Raw genomic sequence first — 17,355 nt, forward strand, 5'->3', positions numbered from 1 at the left:
GTTACAGAACACCCATATAGATAGTCATAAACTAAGTCAGCTTTGAGCTGGCTTTTTTTATAGACTAAACTAGGGCGTATCATCATTTTAAAAATGGTGCTAAGAACAAGATAAATTGCAGTCAAACCAGAAAGATGAAGCTAAATTGGCTATGCAATATATGTAAGAACAAGCTTTGTAGGCAAACTTCAAGAGATGCAAACATCAAGTGAATTAATGGCTTTTAAAATATGAATATTCTCAAAAAAAGCATTGTTGGCGGTCATTGTATAGCAATTGATACCGACAGTGACCACTATCCTAACCCCCAGCGTTGGAATGTGCGCGCCAGTATTTTGTCATTACTATTGGTTTTTTTTATAGTCAGCATGAATGCTGTGTTTGCACCCGCTAATGCTGCAAGCACTAGCGATAGCGAACAAGCTGCGGGTGAGCAGTCCAACTCATCATCGAATTCAATCAGCAAGCCCGATAATCTAGCTGAATATGCCACTCAGAAAATCAATACAATTAAAGACGAAAGCCTCAGCATCTCTGGTGTTGCAGAAGAAATATTTGATCCTACCGAGCGCAATGTAGTAGAGCAAGCGGGTAATTTGCAGGGAGATTCTGGACTGACGGGTGAATACAATGAAAGTTATTATTTGCTAGACAAGCTCAATGTAGGCTTGCCGCCATTATCGGAGCCGCCAAATTTAACCACGCCACTGGCGACTTTAGAGTTTTTTCAGTCAGCGGTCATGAAGCAACAATACGACTTGGCTGCTTATGCACTTAACATGAATTTAATCGATCAGAAAATTCAGCGTAACCACGCGCTTGAGTTATCAAAACGGTTGGATTTTTTGTTAACGGAAAAAGAGCTTTACGTTTTTGATGATCTGCCAGATCGCCCAGATGGTTTAATCGAGCCACCACTTGGTAATACCAGTAGTATCATGGGCATCCCTAGACGCTCGATTCAGCTAGGCTATATCTACTATCGTGAGCGCCGTGTTCCCATCTATTTGCAACGAGTACGGGTTGGTGAGGCTGCGCCTATTTGGGTGTTTTCTGCACAGACAGTTGATAATATCGACAATCTCTATGAACAATATCATCCAGCGGAATTTGAGCGTTATTTACCTGGGTGGTTAAAACTTAAGATTTTCAGTATCGCACTATGGGAGTTTTTGGCATTAGCACTGTTTTTCTTAGTGACCATGAGAGTAGGATGGTTACTTAGTAAAGGCACGGAAAAAATCATTAGTCGTTATATCGACGATGAAAAATACAGTAATTATGTTGGTAGTACGAATGGCGTAGCAGATTTGGTCAATAAGCTGACCGTGCCGTTGACTTTTACCATCAGTTTTTCGCTTGTCTTTACTTTGGTGTCAGGCGGCTTTCCCTATTTAGATGCGGTTGCGTCATCGACTCGTCCGCTTATCTGGATTGGGCTAGTATTTAGCACCTTATGGCTTGGCATTCGCGTTATTAACTTTTTTGCTAATCGCTATCAAAGCCTACAAATTGAAAATCTGGCTGAAGAGCACTTTGATAAAGAGCGCCGTCGCCGTACTTATGTATCGATATTTCGCCGCGTCTTTATTTTTGTCATGATTTTGGGCAGTATTTGGATTGGTCTCAGTGAATTTGCCAACATGGAAGGCCTTGGTAAGACGCTATTGACCTCGGCTGGTATCGCAGGCGTGGTCATTGGAATTGCCGCGCAGCCGATACTGGGTAACATTATTGCTGGGGTACAGGTGGCCGTGACCCAGCCGGTACGGATTGGCGACAGTGTGATAATGGATGGCAACTTTAGTACCGTTGAAGACCTGCGTTATACGTATGCGGTACTCAAAACATGGGATGAACGTCGATTGATCGTGCCGATGCGCGAACTGATCACCGAAACGGTAGAAAACTGGTCACATACAGAAGTACATCAGACCTGTCCTGTGTTTTTATATGTCGATTATGGTGCAGATATCGACGCCATTCGCCAGCAATTTATATCGGCGGTTAAAGACAATAAGCTTTGGGACAACAAAACTGAGCCTGAAATGTTTGTCGTTGAGGTGACTGCCAACATTATTCACTTGCGCGGCGCTGTTTCAGCGGTAGGTCCCATAGAAGCATGGACACTGGCCTGTGAGATACGTGAGCAGATGTTGAATTACTTATATAGCAAACAAAAAGCTTATCTGCCTGCTGAACGTTTGATATTGAAGGGTAAAGACTAGTAACCGACGATTGAGTATATTTTCTATGCTTTTAAATAGCTGAGCTTTACAGACGTCGATATCGATAGACAAGCGCTAGCAAAATAAGCTGACAAATATAGCATGCGATTTGTCTGATTATTTGTTATAATATGGCGTTATTTTTAAGGGATAAATGAGCGATTAAGAGTAGGGGCGCGCTATATTTGTGCAAACTTATTAGCATCAATCAATTGCAATTTTCGAGTGTCTCTGTTTGTTTAATCACAAACACCGGCTGGCTCATTGCTGATTATCTAAAACTTTGTGATACAAGGTCTTTAATTTTAAGACTTTAGCTTCATAAAGTCATATCGGTGATTTTGGTTGATTGTCTTAATGCCAAAAATATCCCACCCATCAAAATAACCACCACTAGGGGTCTGTATGTTGCGAATTGTCGATGAAGCCTTAACCTTTGATGACGTTTTATTGTTGCCAGCTTATTCTGAAGTCTTGCCAAAAACTGCCGATCTGACTACCCGTTTGACCAAAAATATCACGCTGAATCTACCGCTGATTTCTGCCGCGATGGATACTGTGACCGAATCTGAAATGGCCATTACGATGGCACAGCTAGGCGGTATGGGTATCTTGCACAAGAGCATGGATATCGCCAAGCAAGCCACACAAGTACGCCGCGTCAAAAAATTTGAAGCAGGTACGGTTGTAGATCCGATTACTGTGCATCCAGAGATGACGATTGGTGATCTGCTACAGCTGACGCAAGACAATAATATCTCAGGCGTACCTGTGGTAGAAAGAGGCACTGATAATGTCGTGGGTATTGTGACTCACAGAGATTGGCGCTTTGAAACCAATCTGTCTTTGCCAGTTAGTAAAATCATGACGCCAAAAGATCAGTTGGTGACAGTACATGAAGGTGAAAGCAACGAAAACATCAAGTGTCTGCTACATGAGCACCGCATTGAAAAAGTCATTGTTATCGACGATCATTTCCGCTTACGTGGTTTGATTACGGTTAATGATTTTTCAAAAGCTGAAAACAATCCAAATGCTTGTAAAGATGAGCAAGGTCGTCTGCGTGTTGGTGCTGCTGTTGGTACTGGTGCAGATACCCAAGCGCGTGTTGAAGCGTTAATCGCTGCTGACGTCGATATCATCGTGGTTGATACCGCACATGGTCATTCAAAAGGCGTGATTGATAAGGTGTCTTGGATTAAGAAAAACTACCCACACGTGCAAGTCATCGGTGGCAATATCGCAACAGGGGATGCCGCACTTGCACTACGTGATGCAGGCGCTGATGCGGTAAAAGTCGGTATTGGCCCTGGTTCTATCTGTACTACGCGTATCATCGCTGGTATCGGTGTGCCGCAAATCTCAGCTATCGATAACGTCGCTAGCGCATTAAAAGACAGTATTCCACTGATTGCTGATGGCGGTATTCGCTATTCAGGTGATATGGCAAAAGCCATCGCCGCTGGTGCTTCGTGCATCATGGTAGGCTCATTGATGGCGGGTACTGAAGAAGCGCCGGGTGAAGTTGAGCTGTTCCAAGGTCGTTACTACAAAGCTTACCGCGGTATGGGTAGCCTTGGTGCGATGTCAGGCTCAAATGGCTCATCAGATCGTTACTTCCAAGATGCTAAAGATGGCGTAGAAAAATTAGTACCAGAAGGTATCGAAGGCCGAGTTCCTTATAAAGGTCCAGTTGCTGGTATTGTTAATCAGTTGGTTGGCGGTTTGCGCTCATCAATGGGTTATACTGGCTCTGCGACCATCGAAGATATGCGTACCAATCCGCAATTCATTAAGGTGACATCGGCAGGTATGAAAGAGTCGCATGTCCATGATGTTCAAATCACTAAAGAAGCACCGAACTATCGTGTGAACTAAAAGGTATTTTATAGTCCTGCATTACGTCAATGATAGCTATTTTGCAGGGCTGCAGTGACCTTAAGATACAAACAGCCAACAATGCCTTGTTATTGTTGGCTGTTTTTTTTGTAAAATACACAAGCGGATTATAATAATAACTAATTAGACTGTTTATACGTTATTGTTTGCGTATTCGTCTGGTTTTCACTCTTAGATTTGGGAGCATACATAATGAGCTACTTTGGCACCGATGGTATTCGCGGAAAATTCGGTGAGTCGCCGATCACACCAGACTTTATTTTAAAATTGGGCTATGTGACGGGACGTGTGCTGATAGAGAATAATGACAATCCTGCGCGCAAGCCAAGCGTGGTCATCGGTAAGGATACGCGGCTGTCAGGTTATGTGATTGAAGGCGCATTGCAAGCGGGGTTTAATGCCGCTGGTGTTGATGTGCATATGCTTGGACCATTACCCACACCAGCGATTGCGCATTTGACCCGTAGTTTCAATGCAGATGCTGGGGTAGTTATTTCAGCGTCGCACAATCCTTACTATGATAACGGTATCAAGCTGTTTTCAGGTGATGGCAAAAAGCTGACTGATGAGATGCAAAACTCTATTAATGACAAGCTAAAAGCGATTATGAGTGCCTCTGAGGCGGACAATAACGTGATTATGCCTATTCTTGATCCAGCACAATTAGGGAAAAACAATCGAATCAATGATGCCAAAGGTCGCTATATCGAATTCTGTAAAGGCAGTTTTCCCTATCAGTACGACTTAAGTCATCTGACTGTCGTTGTAGATTGTGCCAATGGTGCAGGCTATAGCGTGGCACCGAGAGTCATGCGTGAATTGGGTGCCAATGTGATTGCTATTAACAATACGCCTGATGGCGTCAATATCAATGCCGACTGCGGCTCTACCCATCCTGAAGGCTTACAGAAAGCAGTGATTGAGCACGAGGCAGATGTTGGTATCGCACTAGACGGTGATGGCGATCGTATTGTGATGGTTGATGAGGCTGGTAATCTGGTCGACGGCGATGGCATTTTATACGTACTTGCTACCCAAGGTCATACTAAGGCGAAAGGTGTGGTTGGTACGCTCATGAGTAACATGGGCTTAGAGTTGGCACTCAAAGCGGCAGATATTAAATTTACACGTGCAAAAGTAGGCGATCGTTATGTGATGCATGAGCTTGAAGCGAATGGCTGGATACTGGGCGGCGAACCATCGGGTCATATTCTATGTTTAGATAAGAGTCGTACGGGTGATGCCATTATCGCCGGCTTGCAAGTGCTTGCGGTGATGGAAGCACGTGGTAAAGCGCTGAGTGATTTGACCGAAGGCTTTGAAAAATTGCCACAAAAACTGGTCAATGTGAGCTTAAGTAAAATGCAAGATCCGTTTGAGCATGAAGAGCTGGTTGCTGCTTTTGCAAAAGCACAGGCCACTTTAGAGGGTCGTGGTCGTCTACTCATTCGCCAATCAGGTACAGAACCTATGATACGTGTGATGGTTGAGTCGGATGATGAAATAGAATGTGACGTGTTGGCAAATGATTTGGCTGACCATATCAAAGCAGTATTGGGTTAACGTCATAATATAGTTATATTAAAATAAGGAAGATTTTATGAGCATGGATTTTACCGATCAGCGTTTGTCATACGAAAAAGGTGAGCTTGATCAACAGTCCGTCCCAGACTCTCCATTTGAGCTACTAAAAGAATGGATGAATGAGGCAATAGTACAAAAGGTGCAAGAGCCTTATGCGATGAGTCTGGCGACGTGCGGTGCTGATAATAAGCCTAGCGTGCGCATCGTACTTATGCGTGAGATTACCGAAAATGGTGTGGTGTTTTATACCAACTATGAAAGCGCTAAAGGTCAAGATATTGCCGAAAACCCGAATGCCGAAGCGCTATTCTTTTGGCATGAGCTGGAGCGTCAAGTACGTATTAGTGGCAGCATTGCTAAAATCGATGCTAATAAGTCAGCTGCTTACTTTCAAAAGCGCCCTCACGACAGTCAAGTGGGTGCATGGGTCAGTCAACCGCAAAGTGGCGAAGTTGCTGATCGTGAGGTGATGCAATCCAAGTTTGATGAGCTACAAAACCAGTATCCAGAAAGTAGCCAAGTGCCAACACCAGCGTTTTGGGGTGGTTATGAGATTAGCATTCATGAGATTGAGTTTTGGCAAGGTCGTGCCAATCGTATGCATGACCGTATTGTCTATACTAAAGACAATGGTGAAAGCTGGAGTACCAAGCGCCTGCTGCCGTAACCCAAGCTCGCTATTCATATTTTCATAGAAGTAGAAAACCCAATCTAGGCGTCATAGTGATTATGACATCTGGACTGGCTTTTTTTTACGGCTTGTCTAGAGCAATTTTAGCAAATAGCTGAGCCTATTTGTGAGAGTTCAACATGCTCTAGTTCGGTTTAGTATCGACATCGACCGACACCGACATACCGGGGCGCAATTGCGCAAGCTCAGGTTGTCCTTGTTCTAAATCTATTCGTACCGGAATACGCTGAGCGATTTTAATATAGTTGCCAGTCGCAGGGTTTGCCGCGCCTGCGCTAAATTCACTGCCAGTCGCTGGCGAGATATTGCTGACATGACCTCGAAACTTAACGCCGCCTAGCGCATCCACATGAATAGTTGCAGGCTCACCGACAGTCATATTTGCCACTTGGGTTTCTTTAAAGTTGGCGATAATCCACACGCCTTTTGGCACCACATACATGAGCTGTGTGCCCGCGCTGACATATTGCCCCGCTTTGACGCTCACTTGACTCAGTTGTCCTGATTCAGGGGCAGTGATAATCGTATTGTCTAAATTAATCTGTGCTTGCTTAGCAACTGCTTCTGCATTTTTAATATTGGCATCGAGTGATGAGCGGCTACCACTGGTTTTTTTGCTGGCTTCAAGGGCGACTTGTAAATTGGCTTCTGCTTGCTGCACGCCCGCTTGTGCTTGCGCGAGCTGAGCTTGGGCATGAGCAACTTCAGCTTTGGATACTGCGCCAATCGCATCAAGCCCTTGATAGCGCTTTACATCTTCGCGTGCACTATCAACGCTAACTTTGGCACTATATAAGTCCGCTTTACGTGCTTCGATTTGTGCCTGACTGGTGCCCGTATCTTGCGCATTGCTTGAGCGGTCGGTCATAGCGACTTCGATATTGGCTTGTGCTTGTTCGAGCTGCTGCAAAAAGGCACGGTCATCTATCTTGACCAATAAATCACCTGCTTGTACATTTTCAAAATCTTGCACTGCCACTTCTGTGACATAGCCAGAAACTTGCGGGCTGATAATCGTTGTTTGACCTTTTACAAAGGCATTATTAGTTTGCTGAACCGTAGGTGTAAAGGGCGGTAGCTTCCACGCATAAAGAATCAAAAGGACGCCAATAATGATTAGTGCAATCAATAAGCCTAGATTAAAGTAAGATTTCTTTTTAGGCGACCAACCCGTAGCGTCAGGAATAGGCTCTTTTGGCGGCATTGGCGTTTCATCCGCATCAGCAACGGACGTTATTATCGAGTCCTCTGTTTTCGGTATAGTCACAGTATCATCATTTTTTGATTGGCTTAGAGGCATCTCTATTGCTGCTGCCTTGGATGATGTCTGATTGTTTTTAGCAGTATTTTGGGTGGCATCTTGAGCGGTGTCTTGATTATGGTCATCAAGATCATTTAACTTGTCTTCGCTCATGATGTGCTCCTAATGAGATTAGTAAACATAGTGGATAACTTTTTAAAATATAGTAATTAGCATAAGAAGGAAAGGTAACAGCAAAAAATCGATATTATTGTCACCTGTTATTTTTTGCCCATCATTTCTGCCAATGCGGCAAGTTCTTTACCAAGTGGATTGCGTTTATGATAAAGGTAATAAAAATAAATCATCAATAAATATAGCGCAGTGATAGTGGCGCCCACGGCCATCAAAAAAAATAAATCGTCATAAGCGGCGACCGTTGCTTGACGTTGCACACCCTGTAGCATTTGGGTCATCGTAGCAGGATCAGTGGTATTCATTGAACTGACCATATCGGCATAATGCATCTGAGTACGAATGGTGGTAAATGCTTGAATACCTGCCGCACCTGCCAAACCGCCGATCGTTTGTGAAATACCAAAAATCACCGAAAAGCTAATAATATAGGCAGGTCCGTTAGCAATGGCGCGAAACATACCTTCAAATACCATTGGTCCCATAAAGTAAACGGCAGCAAAAGCGATTATAAACTGACTGAAATAAAACATATAAGGGGCAGAGTTTAGCGACACACCAGTATCTATCCATGCACCAATCGCAATCAAGGCAACCGCAAAAATCACGGGTCGGCGCAGATCCGTCGCTTTGGTGGTAAAAATGCTAATCACTAATGCCAGTATGCTAGCCACCAAGATGATGGCATAGAAAACAATCAGCTGGTCATTACCATAACCAAGGTTTGCTAATAATCCTGCGGCGCCCACACTTTGCTCAGACAGCAAAATACGCATAACGGCACCAGTAATCATAAAGGCAATAATGGTGCGGCTACGCATCCAGCGCACTTGTAACATAGGGTTTTTGCGGTGCGTCTCAATCCATAAAGCAATCGAGATAGTCACGACGGCAATAATCAGTGGATAGCTAAGCCAAGGCATTGTCCACCATTGAATTCTACCTTGTACTAAAAATACGGATAGGGCGGCAAGACCACTGGCAAAAAAGCCAAAACTCACCAAATCAAGTTTTTCAAAGACCTTTTCCGTGTTGCCCGGTGGTAGCTCAAGAATGTTAATAAGCCCAAAGCAAATCAGCGATAATCCCACTTGAAATAAAAATAAACCTTCAAGCTGACCATCAACGGCTAAATAAGGCGAGATAATCCGTGATAGTGGAATGCCAAACTGCACCAAGCCGAACCCCAATATCAGTCCGCTGATACGCCGAGCAGTTGGCATGCCTTGTAGACAATAAAAAATAGACAATACCGTCATCGCACTAGCCACCACACCACTAAAACCACGGGCGAGCAGTTCTAAATAATAAGGCTCGATGCTGATGCCAGTCATTGTACTGAGCAGATTGCTACTGACCAGCCACTGCATACTGGTGGCTGCCAATAAAAAGAACAAAGTGATTTTGCTAAATAACGACATGCCAAATTGCTGGCGAATTTTGTACAGCAGCACCGTGACACAAGCATTGGTCATATTGTAAGCGACTGATATCCAGCCACCTTCTACTGGTGTTAGGCCCATTTCACCTTGAATTTGAGTGAGATTCGCGACCAATAGACCGTTCTGAAAGCTGGCAGTTAAGCCAATAAAAATACCAATCAGTAAATAAAATATTTTACGGCGCACAGGGTGATCAGGGGTGGCTGGCGAGCCAAGCATGAATGGTCGTTCATGGGGCTTAAACTGGTATTCAGTACTCATGGATGGATAATCTGCGTAGAGGGATAAAATGGTATATAGCCGTTGTTAAACAAGCATCGCGCTCGTCGGATAGTCATGAAACTCAAGGCGTTCAAAGTCATTTAATAAAAAGCCATTTAATAAAAAGCCATTTAACAGAAAGTCATTTAGTAGACTGATAAAACCAAAAAAGTATTCTAAACCCTGTTTTGAATATTTTATCATAATTTTTGTTGAGCATTTATCACGCATAACTCACACATTGAAAATCAAGTTAAAAAGATAAATACATCTGTCTGTCAATGATAGACGATAAGAAACACAGTGCTATAGTCAGAGCACTTTTAAACTGCTACGGTTTTACCCGCCATAGATGTACTCAGTGTACTCTCTGCGGTCGGTCGCCTTATAGCGATTCTAAAATTCCTTGACTATATGTCACATAGCTACGACTCAGATCATTTTTGCCCATAAAAAACAGCTCTATAAAGAGCTGTTTTTTATACACTGAATAGTCGATAAACAGTTAGACCATGGTACTAAATAGAGTGATCATAATTCGCCTCTAAACGCATGCTGCGCTGATAGCTATCAAGACTGGCAAGCTGTAAAGCATACTGCTTGATATGCGGATAATCATCTAACGCTTCACGCTTAGCCAGCATGATTAAGTCAAAAGACAGCATAAAGTCAGCGCCGCTTAGCTTATGACCAACGATAAATGGCTTATCTGCAACTTCCTCGTTTAGATAGCTCAACAATCTGTGTTTTTCTTGACTGATATAACCATCTAAAAACTCGTTATCGACGATACCGGCTTTTTTAGTAAATAGCTCCAGTAATAACGGCAACATGAGCGAGCTTTCAGCAAAGTTAATCCATTGCAGATAATGTCCATAGTCTACGCTATCAGTCGTAGGACGTAAGCGCTCTGGCGCAAATCGCTCAATCAATAACTCAGTGATTGCACCCGATTCGGCATAAAGTTGACCATCCATCTCAATAACCGGAGATTTGCTGAGTGGATGTACCGCCTTTAAACTGTCTGGTGCCAAGTGAGTATTAGGATCGCGTTGATGACTAATGATCTCATAAGGCACGCCCAGCTCTTCTAAAAGCCATAAAATACGTAATGAGCGAGACTGGTTGAGATGATGTAAGCGAATCATGATAGTGGCCTTTTTGCATGGTCTATTATATTAACGTTAAAAAGATATTAGCCTTTCAGCTTAGTGATTAAACGCTTGGCAGCTTCCTCTGATGACGCTGGGTTTTGTCCAGTAATCAGCAAGCCATCTTCGACCACAAATGATTCCCAATCAGCGGCTTTTTCATAGTTACCACCATTGGCTTTTAGTGCATCTTCTACTAAGAATGGCACGACATCTGTTAGACCAACGGCGTCTTCTTCTGAATTGGTAAAGCCAGTCACTGTTTTGCCTTTGACTAAATACTCACCGTCAATTTTGACATTTTTAAGAGCGGCTGGAGAATGACAAACAAAGGCGACAGGTTTGTCTTGTTTGACAAACGTCTCAATCAAATTGATCGAATTTTTATCAACTGCCAAGTCCCATAGTGGACCATGACCGCCTGGATAAAAGACTGAATCAAAATCTTCAGCGTTCATATCAGCGAGTTTTTCAGTATTGGCAAGATGCTTTTGAGCGTCGCTGTCTTCTTTAAAACGCTTGGTATCTTTCGTTTGCGTGTCTTCAGTGTCACTGCTCGGATCAAGCGGTGGCTGCCCGCCAGCAGGAGAAGCAAGTGTCACATTGACACCCGCATCGATAAAAGCATAATAAGGCGCGGCAAACTCTTCTAGCCAAAAGCCCGTTTTTTTGCCAGTATCGCCCAACTTATCATGTGAGGTTAGTACCATTAAAATATTCATAGTCTTCCTTATTTATTATTGATGTTGTTCTTAAATCATGGGTTGTTAGCAGTCATGCTTAATTAATCATCTGTAATCAATATGAGTATTAGCAATGACTGCTAGCGGTATTCATAGAACAGTATTCATGGTTGAGAGGTCATTTTCAGTGGTTGTCTTAGCAAGTTATGTTGTTAAGTCGTTATTTGCGATTCAACCAACTGAGAACCATTGGTTCGGTTATTCAACCTCAGAAACTTTAACCACTGTTTTACCAAAGTTATCGCCATTTAGCATGCGAACAAAGGCGTTTGGTGCATCGTCTAAGCCTTCAGCGATATATTCTTTGGTTTTAACATCGCCTGACTCGATCCATTTGCTCATGGTTTTTAAGAACTCTGGGAAGTGATCGCCATACTCTTCAAAAATAATAAACCCTTTGATGGTGAGACGACGGCTTAGAATGTTGCCCATTAATACGCCTAGACGATCTTTACCATCAGGCAGCTCGGTGGCGTTGTATCGCGAGACCAGACCACAGACTGGGATACGTGCATGCGCATTTAATAATGGCATAACGGCATCAAATACTTTGCCACCGACGTTTTCGTAATAGATATCGATGCCATCTGGGCAAGCCGCTTTTAATTGCTCGGCAAAGTCATCCGCTTTATGGTCAATACAGACATCAAAGCCTAGCTCATTGACAGCAAAGTCACATTTTTCTTTGCCACCAGCCACACCAACGGTACGTAAGCCATATTGGTTGCCAACTTGACCTACCGTTGCACCAACGGGACCCGTTGCAGCAGCGACGACCAAAGTTTCCCCTTTTTGCGGCTTACCGATGTCGGTCAAACCCATGTAACCGGTAAAGCCTGGCATACCTAATACGCCTAAACCATAAGATGGATTTGGCATGTTTTTGTCAAGCTTTAAGACGCCTTCGCCATCACTGACGCTATAGTCTTGCCAGCCTGAGTTTGAGACCACTAAGTCACCCACAGCAAATTTGTCGATATTGGATTCAACGACTTGGGCAACTGTTCCACCCATCATGACATCACCCACTTCTAGCGGATCAGCATAGCTTTTTGCATCGCTCATACGTCCACGCATGTATGGATCTAATGATAAGTAAACGGTACGCAGCAGCATTTCATTGTTATTTGGCGATGGGATATCGCTGGTTACCATATCAAAGTTTTCAGCTTTTGGCTCACCTGTTGGACGGCTTGCCAATTTAATTTGACGGTTTGTTTTTTGATTTTGTTGTTTATCAAAGCTCATTATCAGATTCCTTTTCTATTTATTGATTTTAAGATTCTATTGATTTTAATATTTACTGGTTTTGATATTTAATGGTGAATGGAGTAGTTACTCAGTGCTGAGCAACTACTATAAATAGCATAACAATATGTGTTTCTTATTACGGTGGTGTTTTTATTAAGCAGCTTTGCTACTAATAGCACGTTGTAGAATACAACGTGACACTTCTAAATCATTGTTGCTGTGCTCACCTAACTGAACCATGTTGTGCGCTTCAAGCTGCTTGATAATTGGATCAATAGCTGACTCATCAAGTTCTGCATCTTCTAAACTGACGGGCAAGCCAAGGTCGCGGAAGAAGTTTTCTGTACGGACAATAGCGGCTTCAATGACAGCGTCTTCGTCTTGATGAGTATCATCGAGCGTAATATTCCAGACATTATGTGCATATTGAAGTAATTTCTCTTTTTTGCTGTCTTTCAACTCGCGCATTACTGAGGGTAATAAAATGGTTAGGGTGCGAGCATGATCGATGCTGTGTAACGAGGTTAGCTCATGACCGATCATATGTGTCGTCCAGTCTTGCGGTACGCCTGCACCGATTAGACCATTGAGTGCCATAGTCGCTGTCCACATGATATTCTTACGAGTTTCTAAGTTTTCTGGATCTTGTTTAACGATACGACCTTCATCAATGAGGATTTTCAGCAAGCTCTCAGCAAAGGCATCTTGCACTTTTGCATTGACTGGATACGTTAGGTACTGTTCCATGACATGGACAAAGGCATCCGCAACACCATTCATCACTTGACGCTCAGGTAATGTTAGTGTTTTGATTGGATCTAATATTGAGAACTTAGGGAAGGCAAGTGCGTTGCCAAATGGTAGCTTAGCTTGACGTTCACTATAATTGATGACGCCGCCTGAGTTCATCTCAGAGCCAGTGGCTGGAATGGTCAAAACAGCACCCAAATCGATGGCAGAATCAATGTCTCTGCAATAGCTGGTTAGTGCGTTCCATGCTTGTTCGCGTGAGACTGTCGTGCCATCTTCTTCAGTAAGGGACGATACCAATGCCACAAATTTGCTACCATCAATGACTGAGCCACCACCGACCGCTAGCAAAAAGTCAATATTGTGCTCATTGACCATGTCTGCTGCTTTTAAAAGAGTCGTGAATTCTGGATTGGCTTCAATACCACCAAATTCGAATACGGTACGTGTACCGCTTGCAGCCAAGGCTTCTTTTACTTCGTCTAGCGTACCTGTGCGCTGTGCCGAACCGCCACCATAAGTGATAAGCACACGGGCATCATTCGGTACCAATTCCGATAGTTGTTTGATTTGACCTTCACCAAAGACGATACGTACTGGATTGTAATATTGGAAGTTATTCATAGTATTCCTAAAATTATTAAATATTTGTGTTGGGCGTATGGGGTGCAAAAATCTCAGTGGCAAATTAGCCTTTCGTTTTTACAACTGTGGGCATTGTACATTAAATAGACCAGTCGTCTAGTAATTTTTACAAAACTCTCTTATAACTCAATTTTTTGCTTTAGATATAGGGAAGTATAAATGGCTAAAAAGCGTTTAACGCACGGGATTAGCGTCCCAATTGAGAAGTAGTCATCTGCCATACTTCTGCAAGCGGTGTATTGGTTTGGCTAATCTTGGCGATTAAACTGGCACCAAGCCAAGCAAAATACCAACGTTTGGCCATGCTCTCGGCCGCGATATTGTCAGGTTGTGGTACAGAGTCATCCGCCCAGCCTGCTTTGATTTGTTCGGCAAGCCAACTGATTGTCTGCTGGTAACCAGCATTCAGTGCGATGCGCATAGGTTCAGACAGATCTGCAACCTCAGCGCTGAGCTTAACCACCAAGCACTTTTCATGATCACAGCCATTTTGCTGGGTGTCATACCAGCTTTGAAAGTAATCATAAATCTTTTGCTGAGCATTAACTTTTTGACGACCAATGGCGTCTAGGCGTATCTTATAGTCAGTGAAATAATGACTGATGATAGCTTCACCGAACGCTTCCTTTGAGGCAAAATAATGGTAAAAAGAGCCTTTAGGAATACCGGCTGTGTCTAGTATTTGTTTGATACCGACGGCAGTAAAACCTTTTTTGGAAATCAGTTGATAGCCTGTTTCTAACAGATGCGTTTTGGTATCTGGTGGGATTGTGGTTGAGGCCGCAGACATAATGGTAATGTCCTCCTATATTTTTTATGAATGTATTTCAGAGATAAGGTATGGCGAATAATGCTACTTAGCGCGCTATTAACAATTATTCATGATACTTTCTATGGGTCGATGCAGATTTTTATCGTTGCTTATAATGAGTGCTTATTGTCAGGGTTGATATGGTCACGTTACGTTTTTTCAACAATACTTGCTGACAAAATACGCTTATTTGTATGAGGTCTATGGTAGCATTAGACCAGTCGTCTAGCAAGTTTCGTTTTGATGTGCTTAATCAAATGTCGCGAGCGCAGGCTATTTAATATAAATAACTGTGTTAAGGGTTATTTTTTATCTGCCTCAATTTGCTAGCCATACTGTTTTATTGACAACCAACATAACATCCATAAAATAAATGAGAAGAATTATGTTAACTGATACCGATAATACCAAAGCCAATGCCTATAATGATTTCCACCTCCAGTACATTGCAGGGGAATGGCAAAGCGGTCAAGATGATAGCGTCAATACCAACACCAACCCCTACAATGGCGATACACTTGTAAAGATTCAGCAGGCGACAGAAGCACAGCTTAATGAAGCTTATCAAGCAGCAAGTGCGGCACAAAAAGAGTGGGCACAGCAAACGCCAGCGACACGAGCAGGTGTACTATATAAAGTGGTTGAGATTTTAGATCAGCGCCAAGATGAAATCGTCGATTGGCTCATTAAAGAGTCGGGCAGTACCCGTGTTAAAGCCATGGTGGAGTTTGCTGCTACCCGCGGCATTACCCTTGAGGCTGCGACTTTCCCCAGTCGTGTACATGGCGAGATTCGTCCATCTAACACCCCTGGCAAAGAAAACTTTGTTTACCGTGAGCCCATCGGTGTCGTCGCTGTCATTAGTCCGTGGAACTTTCCATTACATTTGACACAACGTTCTATTGCACCAGCCTTAGCACTTGGTAACGCTGTGGTACTCAAGCCTGCGAGTGATACTCCAGTGACTGGTGGTTTGCTGCTAGCAAAAGTATTCGAAGAAGCAGGTTTGCCAAAAGGCTTGCTCAACGTGGTGGTTGGCTCAGGCAAAGAGATAGGAGATGCGATCGTTGAACACAAAACCCCAAGCTTTGTATCATTTACTGGCTCTACTTCAGTCGGTAAGCGCATTGGCGAGTTGGCTAATGGCGGCGACTACATTAAACAAGTAGCGCTTGAGTTGGGTGGTAACAGTCCATTTGTGGTACTAAAAGACGCTGATATTGAGCAAGCGGTCAAAGCAGCCGCCTTTGGGAAGTTCTTACATCAAGGTCAAATCTGTATTGCTATCAATCGTATTATCGTTGAAGACGAGATTTATGATGACTTTGTTGAGCGTTTCTTGGCACACGTTAAAACGTTAAATGTCGGCGATCCGAGCAAACAAGACACGGCGGTTGGTCCGATTATTAACAAAAAACAAGTCGAATCGTTGAAAGAGAAAATCGCTAATGCGCAGCAAGAAGGTGCAAAAATGATACTAAGTGGTGAGATTAAAGGACAAGTTGTACCGCCGCATATCTTTACTGAAGTGACGCGCGAGATGGATTTGTCACGTAATGAGGTATTTGGACCATTGGTCGGTATCATTCGTGCCAAAGATGAAGATGATGCGTTATCGATCGCCAATGACTCAATGTTTGGTCTGTCGAGTGCGGTATTTACAAAAGATATGGCAAAAGGCATACGCTTTGCTCGCGGTATCAGAGCAGGCATGACACATATTAATGATATTTCAGTCAATGATGAAAGTAACTTACCATTCGGTGGCGAGAAAAACTCAGGTATTGGTCGTTTTAACGGTGAGTGGGTGCTAGAAGAGTTTACTAGAACGCACTGGATATCTATGCAACATGAGCCACGCGAGTATCCGTTTTAAGCGATGTATATTTTCAATGCTCTAAATTGAAGTTTTAATAATAAAAAAGCCTGCAAATAAGCGGGCTTTTTTTATGGGAACGTTGAAAGTGTGATTATTTAAGGTGAAAGCCTAGCAAGTCTTGTATCTCCTCGACGGTCATATGTCTAACGAGCGCCTGATCTTCTACAGACAGGCGATTGGTGTGTTCTTTTATCATAGTATGGATACTACGAGCGACCTCAGAGGTGCTAGCATAATACATTTGCGGCTCTTCTTTGGTGAGTTTCATCAAAAACTTATCGATGATTTTGCGCTTTTCATGGGAAGCGTGTTCTTGAGTCATGACATTCTCCTAGTTATAAACCATCTAAGCAGTCAGCTCAGTGATAGTCAATGCTTATGGCTAGTATAACGCAGATAACAACGAGGATAGCGACTTAAGTTGAACGGGTAACACGCTCTATACTGTGTGTCACATTCTAAAATATTATCATCTAGCGCCGTAAAACCACGTCCTTCTAGGGCGTGGATATCAGGCGTCAACCGTTGTCACCTAAGATTGAACATACCTTGATAACCAAATACATTGAGATCATAATTACCCCA

General features: G+C 43.2%; 13 protein-coding genes. 5 read left to right on the plus strand and 8 right to left on the minus strand.

Annotation, left to right across the window (positions count from 1 at the left end; translation table 11 throughout):
- Positions 1-230 precede the first annotated feature (230 nt).
- The 4 genes from ACP7AE_RS08715 (at position 231) to pdxH (ending at position 6,378) form a co-directional block, all read left to right on the plus strand.
- Positions 231-2,228: a mechanosensitive ion channel family protein gene (locus ACP7AE_RS08715; RefSeq protein ID WP_426242568.1), complete on the plus strand. Its 1,998-nt coding sequence runs from the start codon at positions 231-233 to the stop codon at positions 2,226-2,228.
- 405 nt (positions 2,229-2,633) lie between these two features.
- Complete coding sequence (guaB, locus tag ACP7AE_RS08720; RefSeq protein WP_426242570.1) at positions 2,634-4,106, plus strand: IMP dehydrogenase; 1,473 nt, start codon at positions 2,634-2,636, stop codon at positions 4,104-4,106.
- 213 nt (positions 4,107-4,319) lie between these two features.
- Complete coding sequence (gene glmM / locus ACP7AE_RS08725) at positions 4,320-5,690, plus strand: phosphoglucosamine mutase (RefSeq protein ID WP_426242572.1); 1,371 nt, start codon at positions 4,320-4,322, stop codon at positions 5,688-5,690.
- A gap of 43 nt (positions 5,691-5,733) precedes the next feature.
- Positions 5,734-6,378, plus strand: coding sequence for a pyridoxamine 5'-phosphate oxidase (gene pdxH, locus ACP7AE_RS08730; protein WP_426242591.1), 645 nt, complete (start codon positions 5,734-5,736; stop codon positions 6,376-6,378).
- Positions 6,379-6,526: 148 nt separating this feature from the next.
- Here pdxH and ACP7AE_RS08735 read toward each other — a convergent pair whose 3' ends face one another.
- The 7 genes from ACP7AE_RS08735 to ACP7AE_RS08765 form a co-directional block, all read right to left on the minus strand.
- The gene (locus ACP7AE_RS08735) at positions 6,527-7,816 is read right to left on the minus strand and encodes an HlyD family secretion protein (RefSeq protein WP_426242574.1); all 1,290 of its coding nucleotides are present in this window, start codon (positions 7,814-7,816) and stop codon (positions 6,527-6,529) included.
- Positions 7,817-7,923: 107 nt separating this feature from the next.
- Positions 7,924-9,540, minus strand: coding sequence for an MFS transporter (locus ACP7AE_RS08740; protein WP_426242576.1), 1,617 nt, complete (start codon positions 9,538-9,540; stop codon positions 7,924-7,926).
- 518 nt (positions 9,541-10,058) lie between these two features.
- Entirely contained in the window at positions 10,059-10,688 is a 630-nt protein-coding gene (locus ACP7AE_RS08745) for a glutathione S-transferase family protein (protein WP_426242578.1), read from the minus strand.
- Between the two features lie 47 nt (positions 10,689-10,735).
- Positions 10,736-11,413, minus strand: a complete 678-nt coding sequence (locus ACP7AE_RS08750; RefSeq protein WP_045446333.1) for a type 1 glutamine amidotransferase domain-containing protein — start codon at positions 11,411-11,413, stop codon at positions 10,736-10,738.
- A gap of 219 nt (positions 11,414-11,632) precedes the next feature.
- Positions 11,633-12,682, minus strand: coding sequence for an NADP-dependent oxidoreductase (locus tag ACP7AE_RS08755; protein ID WP_426242580.1), 1,050 nt, complete (start codon positions 12,680-12,682; stop codon positions 11,633-11,635).
- Between the two features lie 156 nt (positions 12,683-12,838).
- On the minus strand, positions 12,839-14,059 hold the full coding sequence (locus ACP7AE_RS08760; protein ID WP_426242582.1) for an iron-containing alcohol dehydrogenase: 1,221 nt from the start codon (positions 14,057-14,059) through the stop codon (positions 12,839-12,841).
- 208 nt (positions 14,060-14,267) lie between these two features.
- The gene (locus tag ACP7AE_RS08765; RefSeq protein WP_193008827.1) at positions 14,268-14,870 is read right to left on the minus strand and encodes a TetR/AcrR family transcriptional regulator; all 603 of its coding nucleotides are present in this window, start codon (positions 14,868-14,870) and stop codon (positions 14,268-14,270) included.
- A gap of 406 nt (positions 14,871-15,276) precedes the next feature.
- On the opposite strand from ACP7AE_RS08765, the gene ACP7AE_RS08770 reads away from it, so the two are divergent.
- On the plus strand, positions 15,277-16,767 hold the full coding sequence (locus ACP7AE_RS08770; RefSeq protein WP_193008828.1) for an aldehyde dehydrogenase family protein: 1,491 nt from the start codon (positions 15,277-15,279) through the stop codon (positions 16,765-16,767).
- Between the two features lie 94 nt (positions 16,768-16,861).
- Here ACP7AE_RS08770 and ACP7AE_RS08775 read toward each other — a convergent pair whose 3' ends face one another.
- Positions 16,862-17,092, minus strand: coding sequence for a hypothetical protein (locus ACP7AE_RS08775; RefSeq protein WP_045454282.1), 231 nt, complete (start codon positions 17,090-17,092; stop codon positions 16,862-16,864).
- Positions 17,093-17,355 lie beyond the last annotated feature (263 nt).

The sequence above is a fragment of the Psychrobacter sp. TWP2-1-2 genome, assembly GCF_049896785.1.
Lineage (GTDB): Bacteria > Pseudomonadota > Gammaproteobacteria > Pseudomonadales > Moraxellaceae > Psychrobacter.